Annotated in this window: 21 protein-coding genes (1 of these 21 running past the window's edge); all 21 read left to right on the top strand. The window is 39.6% G+C overall.

Translation table 11 applies throughout. From position 1 onward, the window contains the following. Nucleotides 1-23 precede the first annotated feature (23 nt). Nucleotides 24-1,136, top strand: coding sequence for an acyltransferase family protein (locus tag JOE49_RS02840; protein WP_068938847.1), 1,113 nt, complete (start codon nucleotides 24-26; stop codon nucleotides 1,134-1,136). Beyond that, nucleotides 1,108-4,125 carry a hypothetical protein gene (locus JOE49_RS02835; protein ID WP_209940521.1) on the top strand — a complete coding sequence of 1,006 codons (3,018 nt, stop codon included), beginning with the start codon at nucleotides 1,108-1,110 and terminating at the stop codon, nucleotides 4,123-4,125. Before JOE49_RS02840 ends, JOE49_RS02835 begins: the two co-directional genes overlap by 29 nt. A 78-nt stretch (nucleotides 4,126-4,203) precedes the next feature. Further along, nucleotides 4,204-4,518 carry a hypothetical protein gene (locus tag JOE49_RS02830; RefSeq protein WP_209940520.1) on the top strand — a complete coding sequence of 105 codons (315 nt, stop codon included), beginning with the start codon at nucleotides 4,204-4,206 and terminating at the stop codon, nucleotides 4,516-4,518. 440 nt (nucleotides 4,519-4,958) lie between these two features. Next, complete coding sequence (locus JOE49_RS02825; protein WP_053326203.1) at nucleotides 4,959-5,309, top strand: DMT family transporter; 351 nt, start codon at nucleotides 4,959-4,961, stop codon at nucleotides 5,307-5,309. Between the two features lie 47 nt (nucleotides 5,310-5,356). Then, nucleotides 5,357-6,469, top strand: a complete 1,113-nt coding sequence (locus JOE49_RS02820; RefSeq protein ID WP_209940519.1) for an FAD-dependent oxidoreductase — start codon at nucleotides 5,357-5,359, stop codon at nucleotides 6,467-6,469. After that, nucleotides 6,466-7,440 carry a glycosyltransferase gene (locus JOE49_RS02815; protein WP_160788783.1) on the top strand — a complete coding sequence of 325 codons (975 nt, stop codon included), beginning with the start codon at nucleotides 6,466-6,468 and terminating at the stop codon, nucleotides 7,438-7,440. The genes JOE49_RS02820 and JOE49_RS02815 overlap by 4 nt, the downstream gene beginning before the upstream one ends. Before the next feature lie 16 nt (nucleotides 7,441-7,456). Beyond that, on the top strand, nucleotides 7,457-8,236 hold the full coding sequence (locus JOE49_RS02810; protein ID WP_209940518.1) for an NAD-dependent epimerase/dehydratase family protein: 780 nt from the start codon (nucleotides 7,457-7,459) through the stop codon (nucleotides 8,234-8,236). Then, complete coding sequence (locus tag JOE49_RS02805; RefSeq protein ID WP_160788781.1) at nucleotides 8,236-9,051, top strand: sugar phosphate isomerase/epimerase family protein; 816 nt, start codon at nucleotides 8,236-8,238, stop codon at nucleotides 9,049-9,051. The genes JOE49_RS02810 and JOE49_RS02805 overlap by 1 nt, the downstream gene beginning before the upstream one ends. A gap of 20 nt (nucleotides 9,052-9,071) precedes the next feature. After that, complete coding sequence (locus tag JOE49_RS02800; RefSeq protein WP_025723449.1) at nucleotides 9,072-9,893, top strand: glycosyltransferase family 2 protein; 822 nt, start codon at nucleotides 9,072-9,074, stop codon at nucleotides 9,891-9,893. Then, complete coding sequence (locus tag JOE49_RS02795; protein WP_160788780.1) at nucleotides 9,890-10,633, top strand: sugar phosphate nucleotidyltransferase; 744 nt, start codon at nucleotides 9,890-9,892, stop codon at nucleotides 10,631-10,633. The genes JOE49_RS02800 and JOE49_RS02795 overlap by 4 nt, the downstream gene beginning before the upstream one ends. 23 nt (nucleotides 10,634-10,656) lie before the next feature. After that, the gene (gene rfbC, locus JOE49_RS02790) at nucleotides 10,657-11,205 is read left to right on the top strand and encodes a dTDP-4-dehydrorhamnose 3,5-epimerase (RefSeq protein ID WP_209940517.1); all 549 of its coding nucleotides are present in this window, start codon (nucleotides 10,657-10,659) and stop codon (nucleotides 11,203-11,205) included. A gap of 27 nt (nucleotides 11,206-11,232) precedes the next feature. Beyond that, nucleotides 11,233-12,252 carry a dTDP-glucose 4,6-dehydratase gene (rfbB, locus tag JOE49_RS02785; RefSeq protein WP_209940516.1) on the top strand — a complete coding sequence of 340 codons (1,020 nt, stop codon included), beginning with the start codon at nucleotides 11,233-11,235 and terminating at the stop codon, nucleotides 12,250-12,252. Nucleotide 12,253: 1 nt separating this feature from the next. After that, nucleotides 12,254-13,126 (top strand): dTDP-4-dehydrorhamnose reductase, encoded by an 873-nt coding sequence (rfbD, locus tag JOE49_RS02780; protein WP_209940515.1) that lies wholly within the window; start codon nucleotides 12,254-12,256, stop codon nucleotides 13,124-13,126. Between the two features lie 191 nt (nucleotides 13,127-13,317). Further along, nucleotides 13,318-14,229: a glycosyltransferase family 2 protein gene (locus JOE49_RS02775; protein WP_209940514.1), complete on the top strand. Its 912-nt coding sequence runs from the start codon at nucleotides 13,318-13,320 to the stop codon at nucleotides 14,227-14,229. Between the two features lie 184 nt (nucleotides 14,230-14,413). Next, on the top strand, nucleotides 14,414-14,506 hold the full coding sequence (locus JOE49_RS26885) for a putative holin-like toxin (RefSeq protein ID WP_219727884.1): 93 nt from the start codon (nucleotides 14,414-14,416) through the stop codon (nucleotides 14,504-14,506). A 371-nt stretch (nucleotides 14,507-14,877) separates the two neighbouring features. Continuing rightward, nucleotides 14,878-15,786, top strand: a complete 909-nt coding sequence (locus tag JOE49_RS02770) for a glycosyltransferase family 2 protein (RefSeq protein WP_209940513.1) — start codon at nucleotides 14,878-14,880, stop codon at nucleotides 15,784-15,786. Next, nucleotides 15,783-17,183, top strand: a complete 1,401-nt coding sequence (locus JOE49_RS02765) for an undecaprenyl-phosphate glucose phosphotransferase (RefSeq protein WP_209940512.1) — start codon at nucleotides 15,783-15,785, stop codon at nucleotides 17,181-17,183. Before JOE49_RS02770 ends, JOE49_RS02765 begins: the two co-directional genes overlap by 4 nt. Nucleotides 17,184-17,289: 106 nt before the next feature. Beyond that, on the top strand, nucleotides 17,290-18,162 hold the full coding sequence (locus JOE49_RS02760; protein ID WP_209940511.1) for a phosphatidylinositol-specific phospholipase C/glycerophosphodiester phosphodiesterase family protein: 873 nt from the start codon (nucleotides 17,290-17,292) through the stop codon (nucleotides 18,160-18,162). A 144-nt stretch (nucleotides 18,163-18,306) separates the two neighbouring features. Next, a complete protein-coding gene (pcrB, locus tag JOE49_RS02755) occupies nucleotides 18,307-18,999 on the top strand; it encodes a heptaprenylglyceryl phosphate synthase (RefSeq protein ID WP_481856216.1) in 693 nt (230 codons plus the stop codon). Nucleotides 19,000-19,040: 41 nt separating this feature from the next. Further along, nucleotides 19,041-21,365 (top strand): DNA helicase PcrA, encoded by a 2,325-nt coding sequence (gene pcrA / locus JOE49_RS02750; RefSeq protein ID WP_023990577.1) that lies wholly within the window; start codon nucleotides 19,041-19,043, stop codon nucleotides 21,363-21,365. Nucleotides 21,366-21,454: 89 nt separating this feature from the next. After that, nucleotides 21,455-21,610, top strand: partial view of an NAD-dependent DNA ligase LigA gene (ligA, locus tag JOE49_RS02745; RefSeq protein ID WP_209940510.1) — the start only. Its footprint extends 1,860 nt past the window's final position; the window shows 156 of its 2,016 coding nt (coding positions 1-156); the start codon lies at nucleotides 21,455-21,457; the stop codon falls past the right edge of the window.

Raw genomic sequence — 21,610 nt, 5'->3', positions numbered from 1 at the left:
ATTCTAATGAAAGAGTTGATTATTTGAGCCAGAAATCAGCACTACTTGAAAATCGAATGATTGGTAAAGAGAATAATTTTGATTTTATGAGGCTTGCCGCTGCAGTTATGGTATTGCTTTCGCATTCTTATCCAATCTCAGGGAATGCAAATGAGTTTTTTGCTAAAATAACAAATGGCCAGTGGCCACTTGGAGGAGTATCTGTTGCCATTTTTTTTGTTATTAGTGGCTTTTTAATAAGTATGAGTTTTAATAAAACGCATAGTAAGTTTAGGTTTGTTTTCAATAGAATATTAAGAGTTTTTCCGGGCTTGATTTGTGCCGTTTTGTTTTCAACTTTCATCATTGGAGCTGTTGTAACTAATAATAATTTAAATGATTATTTAACTAATCCTCAGACATATGATTATTTAAAGAGTTCATTCCTTTTCCCTGTTTACTATGAATTACCAGGTGTTTTTACTGGAAACATTTATCCCAATTCAGTAAATGGCTCATTGTGGACTTTGCCTTATGAGGTTCTATTTTATGCATTGGTTTTGATTATAGGATCTATTGGCTGGTTTAGTCATAAAACTCGCGAAACCCTATTGCTTTTATTTGTACTGGTTTTATATCTAAATATATTCTCTCCTCATATTTTTGATAATTATAACTTTTACGGGATAAGTATGGGTAGCGCAAATTATCTCTTAGGCTATTTCTTGGCAGGTACGGTTATGTATTGCTATAGAGATCAAATTATTATTTCGAGAAAGCTAATGCTATGTTCTTTTATAGTTATATTAATAAGTTTTAAATTTGGTGGTTTGAAAGAAGTTTTTATGATCTTTGGGAGCTATCTTATTATTTGTTTTGCTTATTCTCAGAAAATAAAAATGTATAAAATAAATAAGTATGGTGATTTTACTTACGGTATGTATATTTACGCATTTCCTGTTCAACAATTTGTTATATGGATTTTCGGTGGTGGCAAAATGAATACCTTTTTTCATTTTTCTATTTCTTTTATTATTTGTTTGGCTTGTTCGTATTTATCTTGGCATCTAGTTGAAAAGAAATTTTTAAGTTTAAAATTACTTCATAAGAACAAGAGGGAGCCTGAGCATGAGCAATTTGAAGTCCTTTCTTCCTAAATCCTCAATGCACCTTTTAATATCAAGTGTGTTGGCTGTACTTATATCGCTAATTTCAACCGTGTTTTTTTTAAAGGTTTATGCTAACGGCAAGCAAGTTTATCATGACATCATTGCAGGCAACATCGTATGGTCTGATCAATTTAAGAGTTTGGATTATTCGATAATCTACTTTTTCATTCTCTGCTTCTGTTTGTTTTTAATTCCCTTAATATATTTTGTGAATAAAAAAAATATAACGGAATTACAAATGAGTCCAGCAGGACTTTTCGTATCCAAAAATTTATTGGTCAGCTTCTTTCTCTTATTTTACGCGGTCAGTTTTTATTTTTTTAGTGGGAATAGTTCTTTCATTTATATTTCTATTTTGATGTTTATAACCTATTTTGTTGTTGAATGTAAAAAAAATGATACAACAGATAAAGAGCAAGTCTTTACAAGTATTATTGTATCTCTTACTTTTACTTATTTCGCAATTATAACGCTGCTTTTCGTCTTTAGCTTTGTTAACCCGAATTCTTCTTACAAATTAGCGCAGTTTTTCCCGGAAGTTCTGACTCTGTTAGTTTGGATGATTCAAGTTGTAATTTACTTTTATAAAGAGCGCGTACTTACCACTCTGACAAAAACCTTAATGTATTTATCTCAATTAATTCTTCCTTTTATAACGTTAGTGTTAGTGTTTGGTGTATATCAGACAGGAAATAAAATTGAATTGCATAGAAATAATTTTACATTAGCTATTATGGCTTCTATAGCTATTATACTGTTTATTTACACTGTTCTTTTGATTTTAAAACACAGAAAATGTGAAGTTAGTAATGTGTGGGATTACATATTCTGGCCTTCATTAATACCGATGACGATCATTATGTTGTACTCCACTCCTGTTTATAGTGGCTTTGTTTCAGATGATTTCCATTTAGGCGAAATTTTCATGCCCTTGCAACAGATGTTGAATTATGGATTGAAGCTCAATGTAGATATAATGTCAATTCAGGGAATAATGGGTCCAATGTATAGTCTTATTAATGACTACGTTTTTAATGGAAATCTATCAAGTATCAACTATACGTTTGTTGCATTTCCTATAATTATGGGTGCCCTGGTAGTGTTGCTTATAAAAAAATTATATGGCTCTAAATGGGCCTTTTTATTTATTGTATTTTCTTTACCGATATTATATGAATCAGGTATGAACAGAACTTATTTAATTGTTCCTTATGTGCTAATTCTTTTTCACAAAAAGACACTTTCCAATCCTGTAAAGTGGGTCATTCTTTATTTTTGGATGTCTTTAATTCATTGTTTGTATAATCCATCCATGGGTGCGGCTTTAACAGTAGCCTTTTTTCCTCTGTTTGGTGTGATGTTATATAGGACGATAAAGCTTAAGTTATGGAGTAAGGTATTTCTTAAACACAAATTATTATTTTGTGCTTTATTGGTAATTCAACTTTGTATATTAGCAATGTTACTCCCAACATTATTGGGGACTATTCAATTTATTCTTGATAATGGTTCTGCTAATACACTGGCATACGGGATAAGTCTTTTTTCTGAATCCCAAACTTCTCCAGAATGGTTTCCTAAGCCCTTCCCTTACGATAAACTGAATAGATTGCTTTGGGAAGCTATTAGAATTGGAGGATGGTTATTCACGCTACTTCTTTTTGTGGGATTAATGATTTTTAATGTGAAAAAAGCAGTGTCTTTCAATAAAGAAAATCAAACTTATCTCATGATTTTATATTGTATTGTATCGATTATATTCTTAATATTAATTACCGGATATAGCTTAGGTCGTTTAGATTCTGGTTCAATGCATCGCTCCGGATCAATTACTTTTATATGCTTTTCTTTTTTAATACCAGCTCTGTATGTCTTTTTTCTTAAAAATAAGTTTAATGGTGCAGTTCATCATATATATTTAATCGTATTTGCAATATTGTTAGGTTCTGTGGCAACTTTCGGACAGCAGCAGGCTTTTAGAATTACAGAAAAACTAGTACAACCAATGGTAGTGCCAGAGAACGCTATTTTTGTAAATGGTGCAAAACAGGGTCTTCCGGATGTTGGTGAGGGATTTATTGCTAAGGAAAGATGGCAAGAGATGTTGGATTTTAAAACAGTACTCTCAAAAATGTTGAAAACAGGAGAGACTTATGCTGATTTAACAAATCGAACGCTTTTTTATGAGATAACTAACAAAAAGGTTCCTACTTTCTACTCTGCAGATTATCTTGCTGCCAATAAAGAGATTCAAGAAAAAATGATAAAAAATCTTGATAAAGAAGCACCGCCATTAGTTTTTATTGGTCCAGCAATAAGGCATGATGGAGGCCCCGCTTCAATTCGTGCCTATAGATTATATAAATGGTTTTTAGAAAGAGACTACGTATACTATCAATATAATTCTCTTCAATTTTTGGTGAGCAAGCAGAGAATGTTGGAAACTAAAGCTTATGATGGTACAACTGATACCGATGAAAACGAATTAAGAGCAGTTTTTCATCAAAAGGATTTACAATCTTTACCAGTTGCTTGGGGAAGAAACTTTAAAGAAATGAAGGATCGATTTCAATCTTTACCGGACGACTATATGTCATTGTCAGAATCTAATGAGATTATCAAAGAAGCAGATGGGAGTATAGTGACCAACGGTAATGATCCATATGTGAGCTTTAAATTTGATTCCTCTATGCAAGGAAAAGATGCTGACTTTTTATTAATTGACCTCAATATTATAGGATCTCAGGAACCCTTCCAAGGCCAACTATTTTGGAATAGTAGTAACAGAAAAAGTGAGAAATATGATGAAGATCATTCTTTCTTATTCAATGTGGTTAGTGGTCAATTATTAATTCCTTTAGGTTCGGATCCTGACTGGCTAAAAAATAGCCACAATGAACTAAGATTCGACATTGGAGATAAAGCAAATGTAAAAGTTAAAATTAACTCTATTAATTTGGTTAAGCTAGTAAATTGACTGATAGAGGGCACATAAGAGCATGCATCATACTTTATGTATTTCATGCTCATTATGTGCTACTAATAGAGGAACTAAATGCAAAGAATTCAAAAAACTATATTCGTAAGAACTTCTAATCTAAAACCATACTCAAATATAAATATTATTGATGCTTCCTATCATGTTCTGTTAACCATTGATGCACTTAAAGAGAATTCCATCAAAGACCACTTGTTATTACCTATTGTTTCATTGGGGTTAGTGGAAGACAAGTATATTTCTTGGGGTGCAACTGTTTCTGATAAAAAGGGAAATTATTTTTATACTTCTTTTCCTCAACTTGGTTTTATCGTTCCTTATCTTAATTTAAAATTTACTTTCTATTTTTTGGTCATTATACTATTTAAATGAAAATACCTTGAGGATCTATTCTAAAAATTGGCAGTAATTTGTTGTTTACTTTCAAACTAGAGACATTATTGTCGTCAATAACTTCAAGACTTATTATCAATCGGAATTTCATCTTTAATAATATTCTTAGATATACTTTTGAAATTTTGAAATATTACGGCAGCAGATTTTAGCGATAATAACTGACATTCAGGAATTCATCGTAATAACTCAATAATTTTATTCCAAAATAACATTTTGGACTTTTCCATTAATGAACCTTGGATTCAGCTTAATCTTAAAAAAAGATATTCAAAAGTTGAAATTTCCAAATTTTTATTTACCATAAAATAATTGAGTCTTTTGCAATTTTGCCTTGATGTTTTGACATAATTCTTCATAATGCAAATTTTTTTTACAAGTGATAGAATAAACAATAAATAAACTGTTAGGGGATCATAATGCTATTATTGTTGCTTTTTTTAGCAATGCTTTTTAACATTGTCGCTCAAATCACTTTAAAGCATGGAATAAATGTATTGAGTTTTACCGGAATTAGCTTGCAGTCACTTATAAAGTTGTCTACCTCACCTTATATTTGGTTTGGAGCAATTTTATATGGTGTTAGCTTTGTATTCTATATCTTTGCTTTGTCTCGGGGGGAATTGGGGAGGATTTCACCTGTATCGCAGGCATTGACTACACTAGGTATTGTTGCGGTGTCTGTTTTGATTTTTCACGAACCAATAACCGCTTTTAAACTTGTAGGCATTATCTTACTGATTGTTGGAACTGTTATTATTTTTTATTAGCTAAAAATATATAAAAAAGTGGCACTAACAAAAGGGGAATGACTTTTTTGAATTACGATTATGTTATCTTTGGCGCTGGAATATACGGTCTATATGCTGCTCACTTATTAGCAAAAAAAGATTTGAAAATAGCTGTAATTGAATTTGATGACAAACCTTTACAACGTGCGAGTTATATTAACCAAGCGAGAGTTCACAACGGGTATCATTACCCAAGAAGTGTTTCTACTGCTGCAAAATCTGCTCATTATTACGAACGGTTTGTCCGTGATTTTTCTTTTGCTATAAACGATAGATTTAAGAAAATATATGCGATTTCAGCGAATGATTCCTTAACAAATGCTGAGCAGTTTCAACATTTCTGCGATTATGTTGAAGTACCTGCGGTAGAGGTTAACAGCAGAGTATATTTTAATCCAGGAACAGTGGAAGCAGCATTCGAAACGATGGAATATAGCTATGATGCTAATTTAATTCGTAATTGGTATATGGAGAAGTTACAGGGTTTTAAAAATGTGTCGCTGTTTTTCAATCAACTAATTGATAAAGTGAGCATTGAAGAGGAACGCTATGCACTTCGTTTCACTGATGGATCTGATTGTACAGCTACCAACATACTTAATGCAACCTATGCGAGTATTAACCAGATTTTACGTAAGTTTGACTATGAGTTATTTTCAACAAAATATGAAATATGTGAAGTGATTATGACAGGAGTAACCGAAAACGTTCAAAATGTAGGCATTACTGTAATGGATGGGCCTTTTTTTTCTTTGATGCCTTTTGGAGAAAGTGGGTATCATTCTCTTACATCTGTTGGACATACTCCGCATGAGTCGTCTTTTAACGCTTTACCTGAATTCTCTTGTCAGAAATACAATGATGCTTGTAATGTAAGACAATTAAGCAATTGTAACACTTGTTCGGTTAGACCTTACACAGCTTGGACAAGAATGAGCCAGTTGGCTAAAAAGTATCTTAATCCTGAAATTCAAATAACCTACAAAAAATCTCTATTTGCTGTAAAAGCATTGATTAGTGCTTCAGAACTTGATGATTCTCGACCTACCGTTATTAAGGAATTTTCAGAAAACCCGAGATTTGTATCTGTTTTTTCTGGAAAGTTTAACACCATCTATGATTTGGAGGAAGTACTATGAAAGAGCAGGTTTTTGTTTCTACTGTTCTGTATGCGCACAATAATGAGCACGAAATTGTGCAGGCATTAACTGAATTAGATCGCACCATGATGACATATTTTCAACACTATGAGATCATACTGGTTAACGATTTTAGCCAAGATAAGACGCTGGAAAACGCACATAGTGCTATGGAAAATATTTATGGGGACACTACGATTATTAATCTGTCCAGAAAACATGGTGTTGAGCATGCTATGATGGCCGGACTTAATAAATCAATGGGTGACTTTGTGTTTGAAATTGAGTCTTTATTTATTGATTTTAATTTGGACCTGCTCTACGAGATGTTTAAAACGGCAACCGGAAAAGGGTTTGATATAGTCGCTGCTACCTCTGGACAAGCTGGCTGGAAATCTCGAATGTTTTATAGAATACTGAATAGGGTGTCTTACTTGAATTTATCTCTTTCTACGGAGACAGCACGCTTAGTAACGCGTCGTGCTTTAAACGCTATGCTAAATTTGAAGGAAAAAGTAAGGTATAGAAAAGCGCTTTATGAGCTTACAGGTTATTCTAAAAATTTGATTAACTACAAGGCCGTAAATAGACTGACGGGTAGGAAAGTAAATCGGGAGAATATTTCATTAGCTGTAGATGCATTGGTCTCCTTTTCTCATTTTGGATTAAGAGCAGCTCATCTTCTTACAGGTGTATTTTTCTTGTTTTCCTTGTTCATGGGAGGGTACGCTTTATATAATTACTTTTTTAATCAGTCAGTAGTACAAGGTTGGACTACACTTATGATTTTAATCTCTCTTGGTTTTGCTGGTTTGTTTTTTATTGGCGGAATTATTGGGGAGTACACTTCGCGTATATTAATTGAAATCCAAAATCGTCCTTTTTACAGTACCAAGTCTGTAGAAATGTATAAAGAGAAAAAGCCTAGACTAGAATTAATTAAAGAAAAAGAGAGTGCTTCTGGTCAATAAGGAAGGAGAGAGTGTTGTGAAGAAAAATTGTCTTGTAGGGTTTACTGGGTATGTAGGCTCCACTTTACTTGCACAGACCACATTTGATGAGTTATATAATTCGTCCAATATTGAGTCTATTAAAGGCATGGAATATGATTTAGTGGTATGTGCGGCTGCACCAGCTGTGAAATGGAAGGCTAATCAAGCTCCAGAGGAAGATCTCGCTAATATTAATCAACTTATTTCCTGTTTAAAAGAGGTCAAGGCTCAAAAGTTTGTGCTCATCTCTACAGTTGATGTATATAGTACTCCTATTAAAGTTGATGAGTCTGCGAATATACAAACAGAAACAGCAGAACCTTACGGAAAACATCGCTTTTATTTAGAACAATTCGTTACCAAAACTTTTCATGACCATTTGATTATTCGTCTCCCTGGTCTATTTGGCAAAGGACTTAAGAAAAACTTCATTTATGATTTAATTCACGACAATGCTTTACATCTAACTCATCACCTAAGTGAATTTCAATTTTATAATATGAACCATTTGTGGGATGATATTCAAATCGCACTTGATAATTCGCTAAGCATAGTGAATTTTGCTACAGAGCCTGTGAGTGCAAAAGAAATTGCTCGGGCTGGACTGAATATTAACTTTTCCAATGAAACGGAGAAGAAGCCTGTTTTATATGATATGAGGAGTTTGTATTCACATATTTTCAGTGACCGTGACAATAAAGAATATATGAAATCTAAGAAAGAAGTTCTACAGGAGATTAAAGCATTTATTGAGGAAGAAAAGAGGGCTCTTTAATGAAACTTTCTATTTCCAATATTGCGTGGAATAGTAATGAGGATGAAGAGATCATTCTGTTGCTTAATAAACTTGGCATTCGTGGACTAGAAATTGCCCCTACTAAATTTTGGGAACGACCATTAGATTGCGGACCTAACGAATTACTACAATTTAAGCAATATTGGGAACAAAGAAATATTCAACTAATTGCTATGCAATCATTATTATTTGGACAGCATGGGCTGAATTTGTTTTCAAATGTTGAATCTCGTAACAAGCTAAAGGAATATGTACTGGGTATAATGGACTTGGCGGGAAAAATAGGAGTTAAAGCGCTGGTATTTGGATCTCCTAAGAACCGACTTTCCAATGGACTGTCTAAGAGTGAGCAACTGGACATTGCTATTCCATTTTTTGCGGAACTTGCTGAGGCTGCTGTTATAGAAAATGTAACCTTATGTATAGAGCCTAATCCATCCCAATATGGTTGTGATTTCATTACGAATAGTGATGAAGGTATACAATTGGTTCAGGAAGTAAACCATGCTGGTTTTCAATTGCATCTGGATGCGGGCGCTCTTACTTTAAATAACGAAAATATTTCTTCTGCTATTGAAAAAAGTATGCCTTATTTGAGTCATTTTCATATTAGCGAACCTTATCTTAATAAGGTCGGTGGCGAGGGAAGTGTGTCACCACATAGGGAAATAGCAGAGGTGCTAAAAGAAAACGAATATAAAAACTGGGTGTCTATTGAAATGAAGAACGGGGACAATTCGAATGCTGGAACAGTTGAGCGGGCCCTAAAATATGCTTCAGAAATTTATGTATAATTAAGGGGAAAATCCTACCAATGAATGCTATACAAAATGAAAATTGGTCAATACCTAATTTTGAGCTTAAAGAGTTCAAGTCAAAAGGTAGTAAATACTGTGTTTGTATTCCTGTTATTAATGAGGGAATTAAAATTCAAAAGCAGCTTAGCAAGTTAAAATCACTTGCAGAAACTGTTGATATTATCATTTTAGATGGTGGGAGCACCGATGGTTCTTTGGATGAATCATTTCTTTTAGATAATCGTGTAAGAGCTATCCTAGTGAAAAAAGATAAGGGTAAGTTGAGTGCACAATTACGGATAGGGTTCGCTTACGCATTACAAGAGCAATATGAGGGCATCATTACTGTGGATGGGAATAATAAAGATAGTGTTGAATCAATTCCTGAATTCATTAAGAAACTTGATGAAGGCTATGATTTTGTGCAAGGTTCAAGATATGTACCAGGAGGTAAGGAAATAAATACTCCTGTATCAAGAAAACTTGCTATTAAACTTATTCATGCCCCGTTTATATCATTAGTTGCAGGATATCATTATACAGACACTACCAATGGATTTAGAGCCCATTCTGCTCGATTTTTAAAAGATCCTGAATTACATCCCTTTAGAGATGTTTTCGAGACTTATGAGCTGTTGGGCTATTTGTCAGTTAAAGCGCCCAAATTAGGCTATAAAGTTACGGAAATTCCTGTTGAACGTTCATATCCAAAGGGGAAAGTACCTACTAAGATTAGCCCACTTCGAGGAAATCTACTACTTATTAAAATATTGCTAAACTTATATTTGCGCAAATATGATACCAAAAATAATCTGAAAGTAATTAAGGAGGAGCAATGAAAGGTATAATTCTTGCAGGAGGTACAGGCTCTCGCCTCTACCCCTTAACCAAAGTAACAAATAAACATCTGCTGCCTGTGGGTAAATATCCAATGATTTTCCACTCCGTATCCAAGCTCAAGCAAGCTGACATACAAGATATTCTTATCGTTACAGGTAAAGAGCATATGGGAGATGTCGTTAACCTTCTTGGTAGCGGGCGTGAAATGGGAGTAACATTCACTTATAAAGTTCAGGATGAGGCAGGCGGGATCGCACAAGCTCTTGATCTGGCTGAGCAATTTGTAGGTGATGATCAAATGGTTGTTATTTTAGGCGATAATGTGTTTGAAGATGATATTGCACCTTTCGTGGATAATTTTCGTAATCAAACCACGGGTGCAAAAATTCTTCTTCAACAGGTACAGGATCCACATCGTTTTGGAGTGGCCGAGCTTCAAGGGGAGCGTATTGTGTCAATTGAAGAAAAACCTAAAGAACCAAAAAGTGATTATGCTGTAACAGGCATTTATATGTTCGATCATAGTGTGTTTGAAATTGTAAAAACGCTCGAACCTTCAGCTCGAGGAGAACTTGAGATCACTGATGTTAACAATGCATATATTGCTAATGGAACATTGACGTACGATGTTCTTCAAGGCTGGTGGACAGATGCAGGAACTCACCCATCTCTTGCGCGAGCTAATGAATTGGCTAAGGATATCGTGTTTGGTGAAGAGTTTGGAAAGCTAAAGATTTAAAATAAAGGGAGGATGAGAACGAAATGAAGGTAATCCCTTTGAAACTAGAAGATGCAAAAATCATTGAACCCGTGGTTCATGGTGATCACCGTGGTTTTTTTATGGAAAGTTACAATGAACAGATCATGAAAGAAAACGGAATAGACCATGCTTTTATTCAGGATAACCAATCCTTGTCTGCAGAAGCCGGTGTGATTCGTGGCTTGCATTACCAGCTTAATCCTAAAGCACAGACCAAACTCATTCGTGTGCTTTCTGGAGCTATCTACGATGTGATTTTGGATATTCGTAAAAGTTCTCCGACGTTCGGTCAATGGGTCGGAGTCATCTTAAGCGAGCATAATAGACGTCAGCTACTGGTGCCTAAGGGTTTTGCTCATGGGTTCTGTACGCTTGTTCCTAACACTCAAGTGCTGTATAAGGTAGACGAGTATTATTCACCTGAAAATGATCGTGGAATTCTGTGGAATGATCCTGCACTAGGGATTGATTGGCCAACTTCTCATGCTATTCTTTCGGAGAAGGATCAGAAGCATCCAGCACTGGCTGACGCAAACATTAATTTTGATTAGAGGAATAATAAGATTTAGGAGGTCTGTATGAAACTTCTTGTCACCGGCGGGGCCGGATTTATAGGTAGTAACTTTGTATTGTATATGTTAAAACACCATCCAGATTATGAAATTGTAAATATAGATGCTCTTACCTATGCAGGTAACCTGGAAAATTTGAAATCCATTGAAAATAACCCCAAACATAGCTTCATCAAAGTAGATATTACCGACGCACAAGCGATTGACCAGCTGATGCAGCAGGGAATCGATGTGGTAGTTAATTTTGCAGCGGAGTCACATGTGGATCGGAGTATTTTGGAACCGGAAGTGTTTGTGAAAACAAACGTATTGGGTACGCAAGTGCTACTGGACGCAGCCAAGAAATATAACGTGACCAAGTTTGTACAGGTATCAACAGATGAGGTGTACGGTTCTCTGGGAGAAACAGGATTGTTTACGGAGGAAACTCCGTTGCAGCCTAATAGTCCTTATTCTGCATCCAAGGCAGGTGGCGATCTGCTAGTTCGTGCATATCATGAAACCTTCGGTTTACCAGTGAATATCACGCGTTGTTCTAACAACTATGGTCCATACCAGTTTCCTGAAAAATTGATCCCGCTAATGATCTCACGTGCACTGAGCGATCAACAGTTACCTGTATACGGGGATGGCTTGAACATTCGCGACTGGTTGTATGTAGAGGATCATTGCAGTGCAATTGATCTGGTCATTCATCAGGGTAAACTGGGTGAAGTATACAATATCGGGGGAAATAACGAGCGGACAAATGTGCATATCGTCAAAACGGTATTGGAGGAGCTGGGCAAGCCAGAATCTCTGATTTCGTATGTGCAGGATCGTCCAGGTCATGACCGCCGTTATGGTATTGATCCAACGAAGACGATGAATGAGTTGGGCTGGAAGCCAAAGCACTCTTTTGAAACCGGCATTAAAGAAACGATTCGCTGGTATTTAGACAACGAAGAATGGTGGACTCGCATTCAATCTGGCGAATATCAACAATACTATGCAAAGCAGTACGGTTCCCGCTTGGGGGATGCGTAGAATGAAGGTATTGGTTACTGGAGCATCCGGCCAACTTGGTAAAGACGTAGTAAAGGTTTTTCAGGAGCAAGGACATGATGTCCTGGGTTACGATCGCGAACAATTGGATATCACGGATTTGCAGCAGACGGTGAAGATTGTAGGACAATATCAACCTGATGTCGTAATCCACTGTGCAGCGTATACGGCTGTGGATGCAGCGGAGACCGATGTAGACGGGGCTTATCAAGTCAACGTGGCAGGTACACGTAATATGGCGCTGGCTGCGGAAAAGGTTGGGGCCAAGCTGGTTTATATCAGTACAGATTATGTGTTCGATGGAACGGCAAAGCAGCCATATCATGAGTACGATAATACCAATCCGCAGAGTATCTACGGAAAGTCCAAACGGGCGGGAGAGGTATTGACCCAAACACTTTCCTCTAGGTATTTTATTGTTCGTACATCTTGGGTTTATGGATTGCACGGGAACAATTTTGTCAAAACGATGCTGAAGCTTGGTCAGGAGAAGCCGCTCCTGCAGGTGGTGAATGATCAGAAGGGTTCACCTACCTATACAGTGGATTTGGCACGTTTTTTGGCGGAATTGATTCAAACGGAGAAGTATGGCGTATACCATGCATCCAATAGTGGCTCCTGTACCTGGTATGAATTTACGCAAGCTATTTTACAGGATGCGGCGGAAATATTAGATGCCAAGATCACAGCGAAATTGGAGCCGTGCAGCACAGAGCAATTCCCCAGACCGGCAGCGCGGCCACGCAACTCTGTTATGGAGCATATAGCGATCCGAACCAACGGGTTAAATGATTTGCGCGACTGGCGTGAGGGATTGCGTGATTTTTTGCAGGAGTGTCTTAGTAAATCCGAGTAATTAAAACCTTATTATAAATATCAACAATCTCCCATCAGTTCATGATTGGGAGATTTTATTATATTAAAGCCTATGTTGATTAAGGACGCTGAGCATTATAATGTATAAGCAGATGGAACCTATTGTCCCTCTATTACACATTTTAAAAGAAGGAGGTCATTACTCTGAACAGACCTAACATACAAATTTTATTGTCTACATATAATGGAGCAGCTTATTTAGATGAGCAAATAGAAAGTCTCATCAATCAAAAAGACGTAGAAGTTCAGATTCTAATTCGTGATGATGGCTCGACAGATGATACGGTTGCCAAGTTGAGAGTGCTGAAGCAACGTTATCCTCAACAGATTATTTTATGCCTCGAGGGCAATGTAGGGGTTATTAAAAGCTTTTTTGATTTGATTCAAAGATCGTCTGAGACATTCGACTATTACGCTTTTTGTGATCAGGATGATGTGTGGATGCCGAACAAACTCGCTCAGGCTGTGTCTCATCTCAGGGATCAGGATGGAAGTCGGCCGCTGATGTACTGTTCTGCTACACAAATGGTCTCTCAAACATTGGAACCACTCAAAGTATGGCCAGCTGACATCCCGCGACCTGTATCCTTCTATAATGCTCTCATTGAGAATGTGTGTGTAGGTTGTACCATGGTGATCAATACAGAAACACTCGAGCTCGTGAAAAAGAGAATTCCGACTTCTTTGGATAACATTATTATGCATGACTGGTGGATTTACTTATGCACCTCCTCTTTTGGTGAGGTTGTTTTTGACCCCGAGCCGTCCATTTTGTATCGGCAGCATCAAAACAATGTGTTGGGAGGTTCTACTGATGGCTGGGTTAGCAAGTGGAGGAAAAGACTAAGTAGATTTATAAAAGGAAAAAATCGCTATATTTTAAGCAAACAAGCCCAGCAATTTATTCAACTTTATGGACAAGACATGTCTCCTCAAATGTATAAAGATATGGATCAGTTCCTGGAAAGCTACCAAAAGGGCGTATTTTCTCGTATGAAATATATTTGGCAGTCTCCATTTTATAGGCAGTCACGGTTGGACAACTGGATTTATAAGTTGGTTTTCATAATGAGGAAGTTATAGAGGTATGGAAAGAAAAATATTGAAACTTTTTTCCATATATGAGCGTCAAATAGTCAAAGGTGCAAATGAATACTAGATAAAATACCATCGAATGCGTGTTCCTTTATGGAAAAATATAGTATAATTGAAACGTGCAACCGATAGAGCTGGCAAGGGCGGTCGGCTAACTCTCCCGAGGAGGGGGGTGAAGCCTGTGACAGTGTTTGAGGCGCTCAGTTTAATGCTGACGTTCGGGGCGTTAATCGTCACACTGTTAGAGTTTAACAAACGAAAATAGACCGCCCCCGCAAGGAAGGGTCTATTTTCGGCCTGATTGTTCCAAAACCGTCCGCTCTTGGAGCGTTGGTTGCGCAGGGGCTGGCTGGCACCAGCCCTTTTTCCATGTATATCTTACCACGATGAATTTTAGACCTCAACCGAGGATTTTACAAAAATCTAATAAACGACTCCCAATGAACAATATATAGATCGAAATGGTTTCGTTTGTCTATATTTGCACTTTGGAGCGACAGGAATCGAATTTTGTGAAATTCTACTAACTATGTAAGGTTACAAGTTATGTGCTTTTTTGCGCCCCGTGGTCTGCGCGGTATGCTATAATAGGCGATAGTAGAATAGATTACTGAATTTGTCAGGAGCGTTTTAAATATGGATGTAAGCATACTGGTCGTCAACTATAATACGTGTCAATTGACGCTGGATTGTTTGCAATCGGTGTATGCGTCAAAGTCGCAGTACCGATATGAAGTGATTGTTATTGATAATCACTCCAGTGACGGATCTGTTGAGGCTATTCGTGCTGCATACCCGGAGATTACGTTGATAGCCAATAAGAATAATACAGGTTTTGCCAAGGCGAACAACCAGGGGATGGAAGTAGCCAGCGGGCGTTATATATTGTTATTGAACTCCGATACGTTGGTGCAACCGGACACGCTGGATACAATGGTTCAGTTTATGGATACGCATCCGGAGATGGGGGCATCGGGTTGCAAGGTCATCTTGCCGGATGGATCATTAGACAAGGCTTGTAAGCGAGGATTTCCAACGCCGTCAGCTTCTTTTTACTACGCTTTCGGCTGGTCGAAGCATTACCCGGATAACCCGAAGTACAATCAATATCAACTTGGGCATCTAAGCCCGGACGATGAGTATCCTGTAGATGTACTGGTAGGTGCTTTTATGCTGGTGCGCCGGGAGACGATTGACCAGGTCGGGGGTTTGGACGAAACCTTTTTTATGTATGGTGAGGATATTGACTGGTGTTACCGGATTAAGCAAGCTGGGTGGGGCATTTACTACTACCCGCGCACATATATTATTCATATCAAAGGGGGCAGCGCGCGCCGTCGTCCTTTGAAAATTATTTATGAGTTTCATAGAGCAATGTGGGTATTTCATCGTAAGCATTATAAACAGCAATACAGTTGGATCACCAATATGGCTGTATATGCGGGAATTACCGTGAAATTTGGAATGGCCTTTCTAAAAAATAAGTTGTCCGCACCGGTCAAGCCAGACGGCGGGGAACAATCTCGTACTGAGGTGAAAGCATGATACGCAGAAATCAGCGTTTTCTAACCCAATTATATATTGTGGCGGATTTCGCGGTCATTCAGTTGTCCTTTCTGATCGCTTGGTTTTTCAAATTTGAAAGTGAATGGATCACCTATAAAGAACCGCTTCCTATTCAAGTATATGGAGGCTGGAGCTTAATCTACGGCCTGATTGCTGTAGTGTTGGGGATGTTATTTTCGCTCTATTCGCCCAAACGCAAAAAACGGTTTGCAGACGACGTATTCCGCGTCACCCAGATTCATATCGTTGGCCTGTTCGTGCTATTGAGTGTGATGTTCTTCGTGAAGCAAATCGACATTTCGCGGTCCTATTTGGCAATCTATATGGTTGGAAACGTGCTGCTTATTTTGTTTTACCGATTTTTTTTGAAGCAAGTTCTTAAAGCTCTCCGTCAAAAAGGGTACAACAAGCAATTCATGCTTATTCTCGGGGCGGGTACTCTAGGCCAACGATTTTATCATAACCTTGGACAGTATCCTGATCTGGGATACGAGGTAGTGGGTTTTCTGGATGATAAGCGGCATTGGAGTGAAGAGGAAGAGGCGCATTTTCGCCCGATTCTTGGAGGCTTAGATCAATTGGAGGCTACGCTGTCGCGTCTGATGATTGACGAGGTCATTCTGGCGCTGCCGCTGGATGCTCATGATAAGTACCCCAAGATTATCAACATGTGTGAAAAAGCTGGAGTGCGCACGCTTATAATCCCCGACTTTTTCGATTATTTGCCGGCTCGCCCGTACTTTGACAACTTTGCAGGTATGCCGATGATCAATGTACGGGATATTCCACTGGATGTGGCGGGGAATCGATTGTTTAAGCGTCTGTTCGATATTTTATTCTCTTTATTCGCGATTCTCCTGACCTCTCCGATCATGCTAGGGGTGGCGATTGGTGTGATGATTACATCCAGAGGGCCAATCATTTTTAAGCAGGAGCGGGTAGGCTTGAACCGTCGCACCTTCCGAATGTACAAATTTCGTTCGATGAAGGTGCTGCCCCCTGGAACTGAAGATACGGGCTGGACGACTGTTAATGACCCAAGACGCACACGTTTTGGTACTTTTATTCGTAAAACGAGTCTCGACGAGTTGCCGCAATTTTTCAACGTTCTGCTGGGTGATATGAGTGTCGTTGGTCCACGCCCAGAACGACCCTATTATGTGGATCAGTTCCGTGAGGAAATTCCAAAATACATGGTGAAGCATCATGTTCGTCCTGGAATCACAGGCTGGGCACAGAGCAACGGGTTGCGTGGAGATACATCTATTGAGGAACGGATTAAGCATGACATTTTCTATATTGAGAACTGGTCGCTCTTATTCGATATTAAAATTATTTTCCGTACGATTCGCAATGGTTTCAAGAACGCGTATTAATCCAGAGTCACCCTTCGGTTTAGCCGGAGGGTGTTTTTGCGTCTGGCAGTTGTTTTGAGTATGCGTATGTGGGGTATTGACCTGTACGAAAAGGATGTGACACCCTATGAAACGATTGATTGCTACGGTCATTCTTTTAATGTTAATCGGCACATTTTTACTGGCTTACAAAGGGCAATCTACAGAAGAACATATTGGCTTTACCACGCACCGTGTGATTTCGCATGCCATGGGAGCCGTTGATGGTTTGGCCTATACTAATGCGCGTGAAGCGTTTGTGGAAAATTATAAAAAAGGCAGCCGCGTATTCGAGGTCGACCTGATGTTTACTTCGGACGGACATTTGGTGGCGCGCCATGAATGGACAGAATCTTTTACAGAGCAAATGCAACAGGAACACGCAGTTGCTACAGAACAGGGCGGAAAACCTTGGAGCTATCATCAATTTAAAAACACACCCATACACGGTTCCTATACTCCAGTAGATTGGAAGGATGTATTGGATCTATTGGAAACATACCCGGATGCTTATATTGTGACCGATACGAAAGAACAGGACCCTGCCCAAATCAAACAGTTGTTTGCACAACTGACCCGTCAGGCACAGGAGAAAAACCCCGAGCTTTTGTCCCGTATTGTTCCTCAAATTTACAATGAAGAAATGCTGCAAACGTTGCGGAGTATTTATCCCTATCCATCCGTTATTTATACGCTCTACGCCACAGAGGATAAAGATGACCAGATCCTTCGATTTGTACAGCAAAATGATATAACGGCAGTAACTTTACCAGAGAATCGGGTGAGTGGTGCTTTAGTGGAAAGTTTGCGCCAGGCAGGAGCAGTGTGCTACGTAAATACCATTAATGAGTTGAAGGATGCGGCTGAGTATGAACAGATGGGTGTGCGAGGTTTCTATACAGATATTTTAACGGAAAAAGAACTTAGTAAACGCAGTTGGTTGTATGCGCTACGACCATGAGCTGTCTGAACGGGGTGTTCCCATTTGATACGAACATTGACACCTTTTAAGCACTGTCATAGACTTAGCATAGAACGCTTTTGGATATTGGAATTCGGCTCGACTGGATCATAACAAAAGCAATGGATGCTGGAGGAATGTGTGTTGGCAGATTCAATTCAATCATGGAAGCATGTGTTTAAGCTTGATCCTGACAAGGAACTGGATGACGAGGCACTTGACGCCGTGTGTATGTCTGGTACGGACGCCATTATGGTAGGAGGTTCATCGGGCGTAACCTATGAAAATACGGTGGATTTGCTGTCACGGGTTCGGCGTTATGAGGTGCCGTGTGTGCTTGAGGTGTCCGATCTGGAGGCTGTAGTGCCAGGGTTTGATCTATATATGATTCCCATGGTACTGAATACCACTGACAGTAATTGGATTCTAGGGCAGCACCAACGTGCGATTGAACAGTTTGGTTATATGATCCCGTGGGATTTGCTTGTGGCGGAAGGATATATTGTTTTGAACGGTGATTCTACGGTCGCTAAGCTTACCGGAGCAGATGCTTCGCTGGATGCTTCATCTGCCGCCTCATATGCACAGATTGCTGACAAGCTCATGCATCTGCCGATTGTATATGTGGAATATAGCGGTGCTTTTGGAGATATGGAGCTGGTGCAAAAAATACATCGCAGTACTGAGCGCTCTCGTGTCCTATACGGGGGAGGAATCGTGGATAAATCTACCGCGTTACAAGCGGCTGCTGTTTGTGACACCATTGTAGTAGGTAACATCATTTATCGTGATTTGGCGAAGGCGCTGGAGACGATAGCTGTGAAATTGGAAGTATAGAACGTGAATTTATGGAAGCTCAGGGAAAGGAGCATGCACGCATGCAATCAATAGATATACACGAGGCGGTAGCTCGCCTTAATCCGCCTCAGCGTCAGGCTGTGGAGGCGGTAGATGGTCCGCTGCTGATTATGGCTGGCGCAGGCAGTGGTAAAACACGGGTGCTCACGCACCGAATAGCTTACCTCATCGCGACCCGCAAGACGGCTCCATGGGGCATTTTGGCGATTACCTTTACGAACAAGGCTGCGCGTGAAATGCAAGATCGCGTATCCAAGCTGATTGGCCCGCAGGGGAGAGATGTGTGGGTATCCACCTTCCACTCGATGTGTGTGCGTATTTTGCGTCGGGATATCGAGCGGATTGGCTTCACCTCCAATTTCAGCATTTTGGATTCTACGGATCAATTGTCTGTCATTCGGAGCTGCATGAAGGACCTGAATATAGACACCAAAAAGTTTGAACCCAAAGCGGTTCAGTCTATGATGAGTACGGCTAAAAATGAACTGGTCACTCCCGAAATGTATGAGCGCAAGATTGGCGACTATTTTGAGGGGATTGTGGCGAAGGTATATACCAAGTACCAACAACGGCTCAAAAACAACAACTCTCTTGATTTTGATGATTTGATCATGGCAACGATTCAGCTATTTAAAGAAGTACCTGAGGTACTGGATTTCTACCAGAAGAAATTTCAATACATTCATGTTGATGAATATCAGGATACGAACCGTGCGCAGTACATGCTGTGCAAAATGCTGGCCGACAAGCATCACCGGATTTGCGTAGTAGGTGACAGTGACCAATCCATCTATCGGTGGCGGGGGGCGGATATTAGCAACATTTTGAATTTTGAAGAGGACTACCCGGAAGCGCGCACCATTTTGCTGGAGCAGAACTACCGGTCCACCTCAAATATTCTCAATGCTGCCAACGAAGTTATTGGTCAAAATACAGGCCGCAAGCCGAAGAAACTATGGACTGACAAAGAAGGCGGAGCCAAGATTAAAGTTTACCGTGCTGACTCCGAGCATGATGAGGGCTACTTTATCGCCTCAGAAATTCATAAGAATATTAATGCGGGCAAAACCTATAGCCATCATGCCATTTTGTACCGTACGAATGCTCAGTCTCGGGTTGTCGAGGAAATTTTGATTAAATCGGATATTCCTTACCAGATCGTGGGCGGTATCAAGTTCTATGATCGTAAAGAAATTAAGGATTTGCTGGCGTATCTTCGCCTACTCTCCAATCCTGACGACGACATCAGCTTGATCCGAATCATTAATGTGCCAAAACGAAGCATCGGAGACACGACCGTCGGTAAATTGCAGGCAGCTGCAGCGGAACGTGGAGTTTCGATTTTCCGTGTCCTTCAAGTTGTAGACGATTTGGGCTTTGCAGGACGTACGCGCAATGCGTTGGTAGAGTTTTACGATATGATCGAAGGTTTAAGTCGGATGGTAGACTACCTGTCGGTTACCGAGTTAACAGAAAAAATGTTGGAAACCACCCAATATCGATTGGAGCTGCAAAACGAGAATACACTTGAGTCACGCTCGCGCTTGGAGAATATTGATGAGTTCCTGTCGGTAACCATGGAATTTGAAAAAGGAGCGGAAGACAAGTCACTCGTCTCCTTCCTGACCGACCTTGCTCTGATTGCCGATATTGATTCCATGAATGACGATGAAGAAGAACAAAGCGATGCGGTTGTATTGATGACCATGCATAGCGCCAAAGGACTGGAGTTTCCTATCGTATTTATTGTCGGTATGGAGGAGGGAGTATTCCCTCATAGTCGTGCCTTTTTGGATAACGAAGAGCTGGAGGAGGAGCGCAGATTGGCGTATGTCGGGATTACCCGTGCAGAGGAGCAACTGTTCCTTACATGCGCACAGATGCGCACTCTGTTTGGCCGCACCACAGCTAACCCGCCTTCCCGCTTTCTCGAAGAGATTCCGGACGAGTTAAAAGAGGATACGATCATTAAACGTGACCGCTACCGCCGTTCAGGCAATGTAGGCGGATCTTATGGTGGGCGCGGACTGAATAAAGGTAGTGGCAGCAACTTTGGTGGAGAACGCTCGTTTGATACGATGAGCCGCAGTGGTTCGTCCGCTTCCGCGTCACCCCGCGTAACAGTAACGACATCTTCATCTGCGAAAGCAACTCCGGCTGCTTCGGCAGGAGGCCCCTCCATTTTTGCGGCTGGAGACAAGGTACAGCATGGCAAATGGGGGATTGGAACCATTGTCGCTGTAAAAGGGACGGGTAATGATATGGAGCTTCAAATTGCTTTCCCGGCTCCAGTAGGGGTTAAACGACTGCTGGCTGGCTTTGCACCAATTACAAAAGTAGAATAAATCTCAAACATCATTAAATCTCGAACCTCATGAGTGGCAGCTTGGCTTAGGCCTCTGCCCTGATGAAGTTCCCGGAGGGATACGCCTGCATGAACCCAATGCACAGGATGGAGCAGCTTGTTGCTGAACTGAACACATATAACTATCATTACTACACACTGGATGAACCCAAGATCAGCGACAAAGAATATGATGTGCTTTATGACGAGCTGGTAGCGCTTGAACAGACGAGCGGTCTTGTGCTG

The sequence above is a fragment of the Paenibacillus sp. PvR133 genome (assembly GCF_017833155.1).
Classification (GTDB): domain Bacteria; phylum Bacillota; class Bacilli; order Paenibacillales; family Paenibacillaceae; genus Paenibacillus; species Paenibacillus polymyxa_B.
The sequence above is the reverse complement of the archived record's forward strand: the minus strand, read 5'-3'. Positions and strand labels throughout refer to the sequence as shown.

Coding starts and splice junctions, on each gene's coding strand:
- JOE49_RS02770 (WP_209940513.1), top strand. CDS start 14,878: ATGGATGTAAGCATACTGGTCGTCAACTATAATACGTGTCAATTGACG.
- JOE49_RS02825 (WP_053326203.1), top strand. CDS start 4,959: ATGCTATTATTGTTGCTTTTTTTAGCAATGCTTTTTAACATTGTCGCT.
- JOE49_RS02760 (WP_209940511.1), top strand. CDS start 17,290: ATGAAACGATTGATTGCTACGGTCATTCTTTTAATGTTAATCGGCACA.
- JOE49_RS02835 (WP_209940521.1), top strand. CDS start 1,108: ATGAGCAATTTGAAGTCCTTTCTTCCTAAATCCTCAATGCACCTTTTA.
- JOE49_RS02795 (WP_160788780.1), top strand. CDS start 9,890: ATGAAAGGTATAATTCTTGCAGGAGGTACAGGCTCTCGCCTCTACCCC.
- rfbB (WP_209940516.1), top strand. CDS start 11,233: ATGAAACTTCTTGTCACCGGCGGGGCCGGATTTATAGGTAGTAACTTT.
- rfbC (WP_209940517.1), top strand. CDS start 10,657: ATGAAGGTAATCCCTTTGAAACTAGAAGATGCAAAAATCATTGAACCC.
- JOE49_RS02805 (WP_160788781.1), top strand. CDS start 8,236: ATGAAACTTTCTATTTCCAATATTGCGTGGAATAGTAATGAGGATGAA.
- JOE49_RS02815 (WP_160788783.1), top strand. CDS start 6,466: ATGAAAGAGCAGGTTTTTGTTTCTACTGTTCTGTATGCGCACAATAAT.
- JOE49_RS02830 (WP_209940520.1), top strand. CDS start 4,204: ATGCAAAGAATTCAAAAAACTATATTCGTAAGAACTTCTAATCTAAAA.
- JOE49_RS02800 (WP_025723449.1), top strand. CDS start 9,072: ATGAATGCTATACAAAATGAAAATTGGTCAATACCTAATTTTGAGCTT.
- pcrA (WP_023990577.1), top strand. CDS start 19,041: ATGCAATCAATAGATATACACGAGGCGGTAGCTCGCCTTAATCCGCCT.
- rfbD (WP_209940515.1), top strand. CDS start 12,254: ATGAAGGTATTGGTTACTGGAGCATCCGGCCAACTTGGTAAAGACGTA.
- JOE49_RS02765 (WP_209940512.1), top strand. CDS start 15,783: ATGATACGCAGAAATCAGCGTTTTCTAACCCAATTATATATTGTGGCG.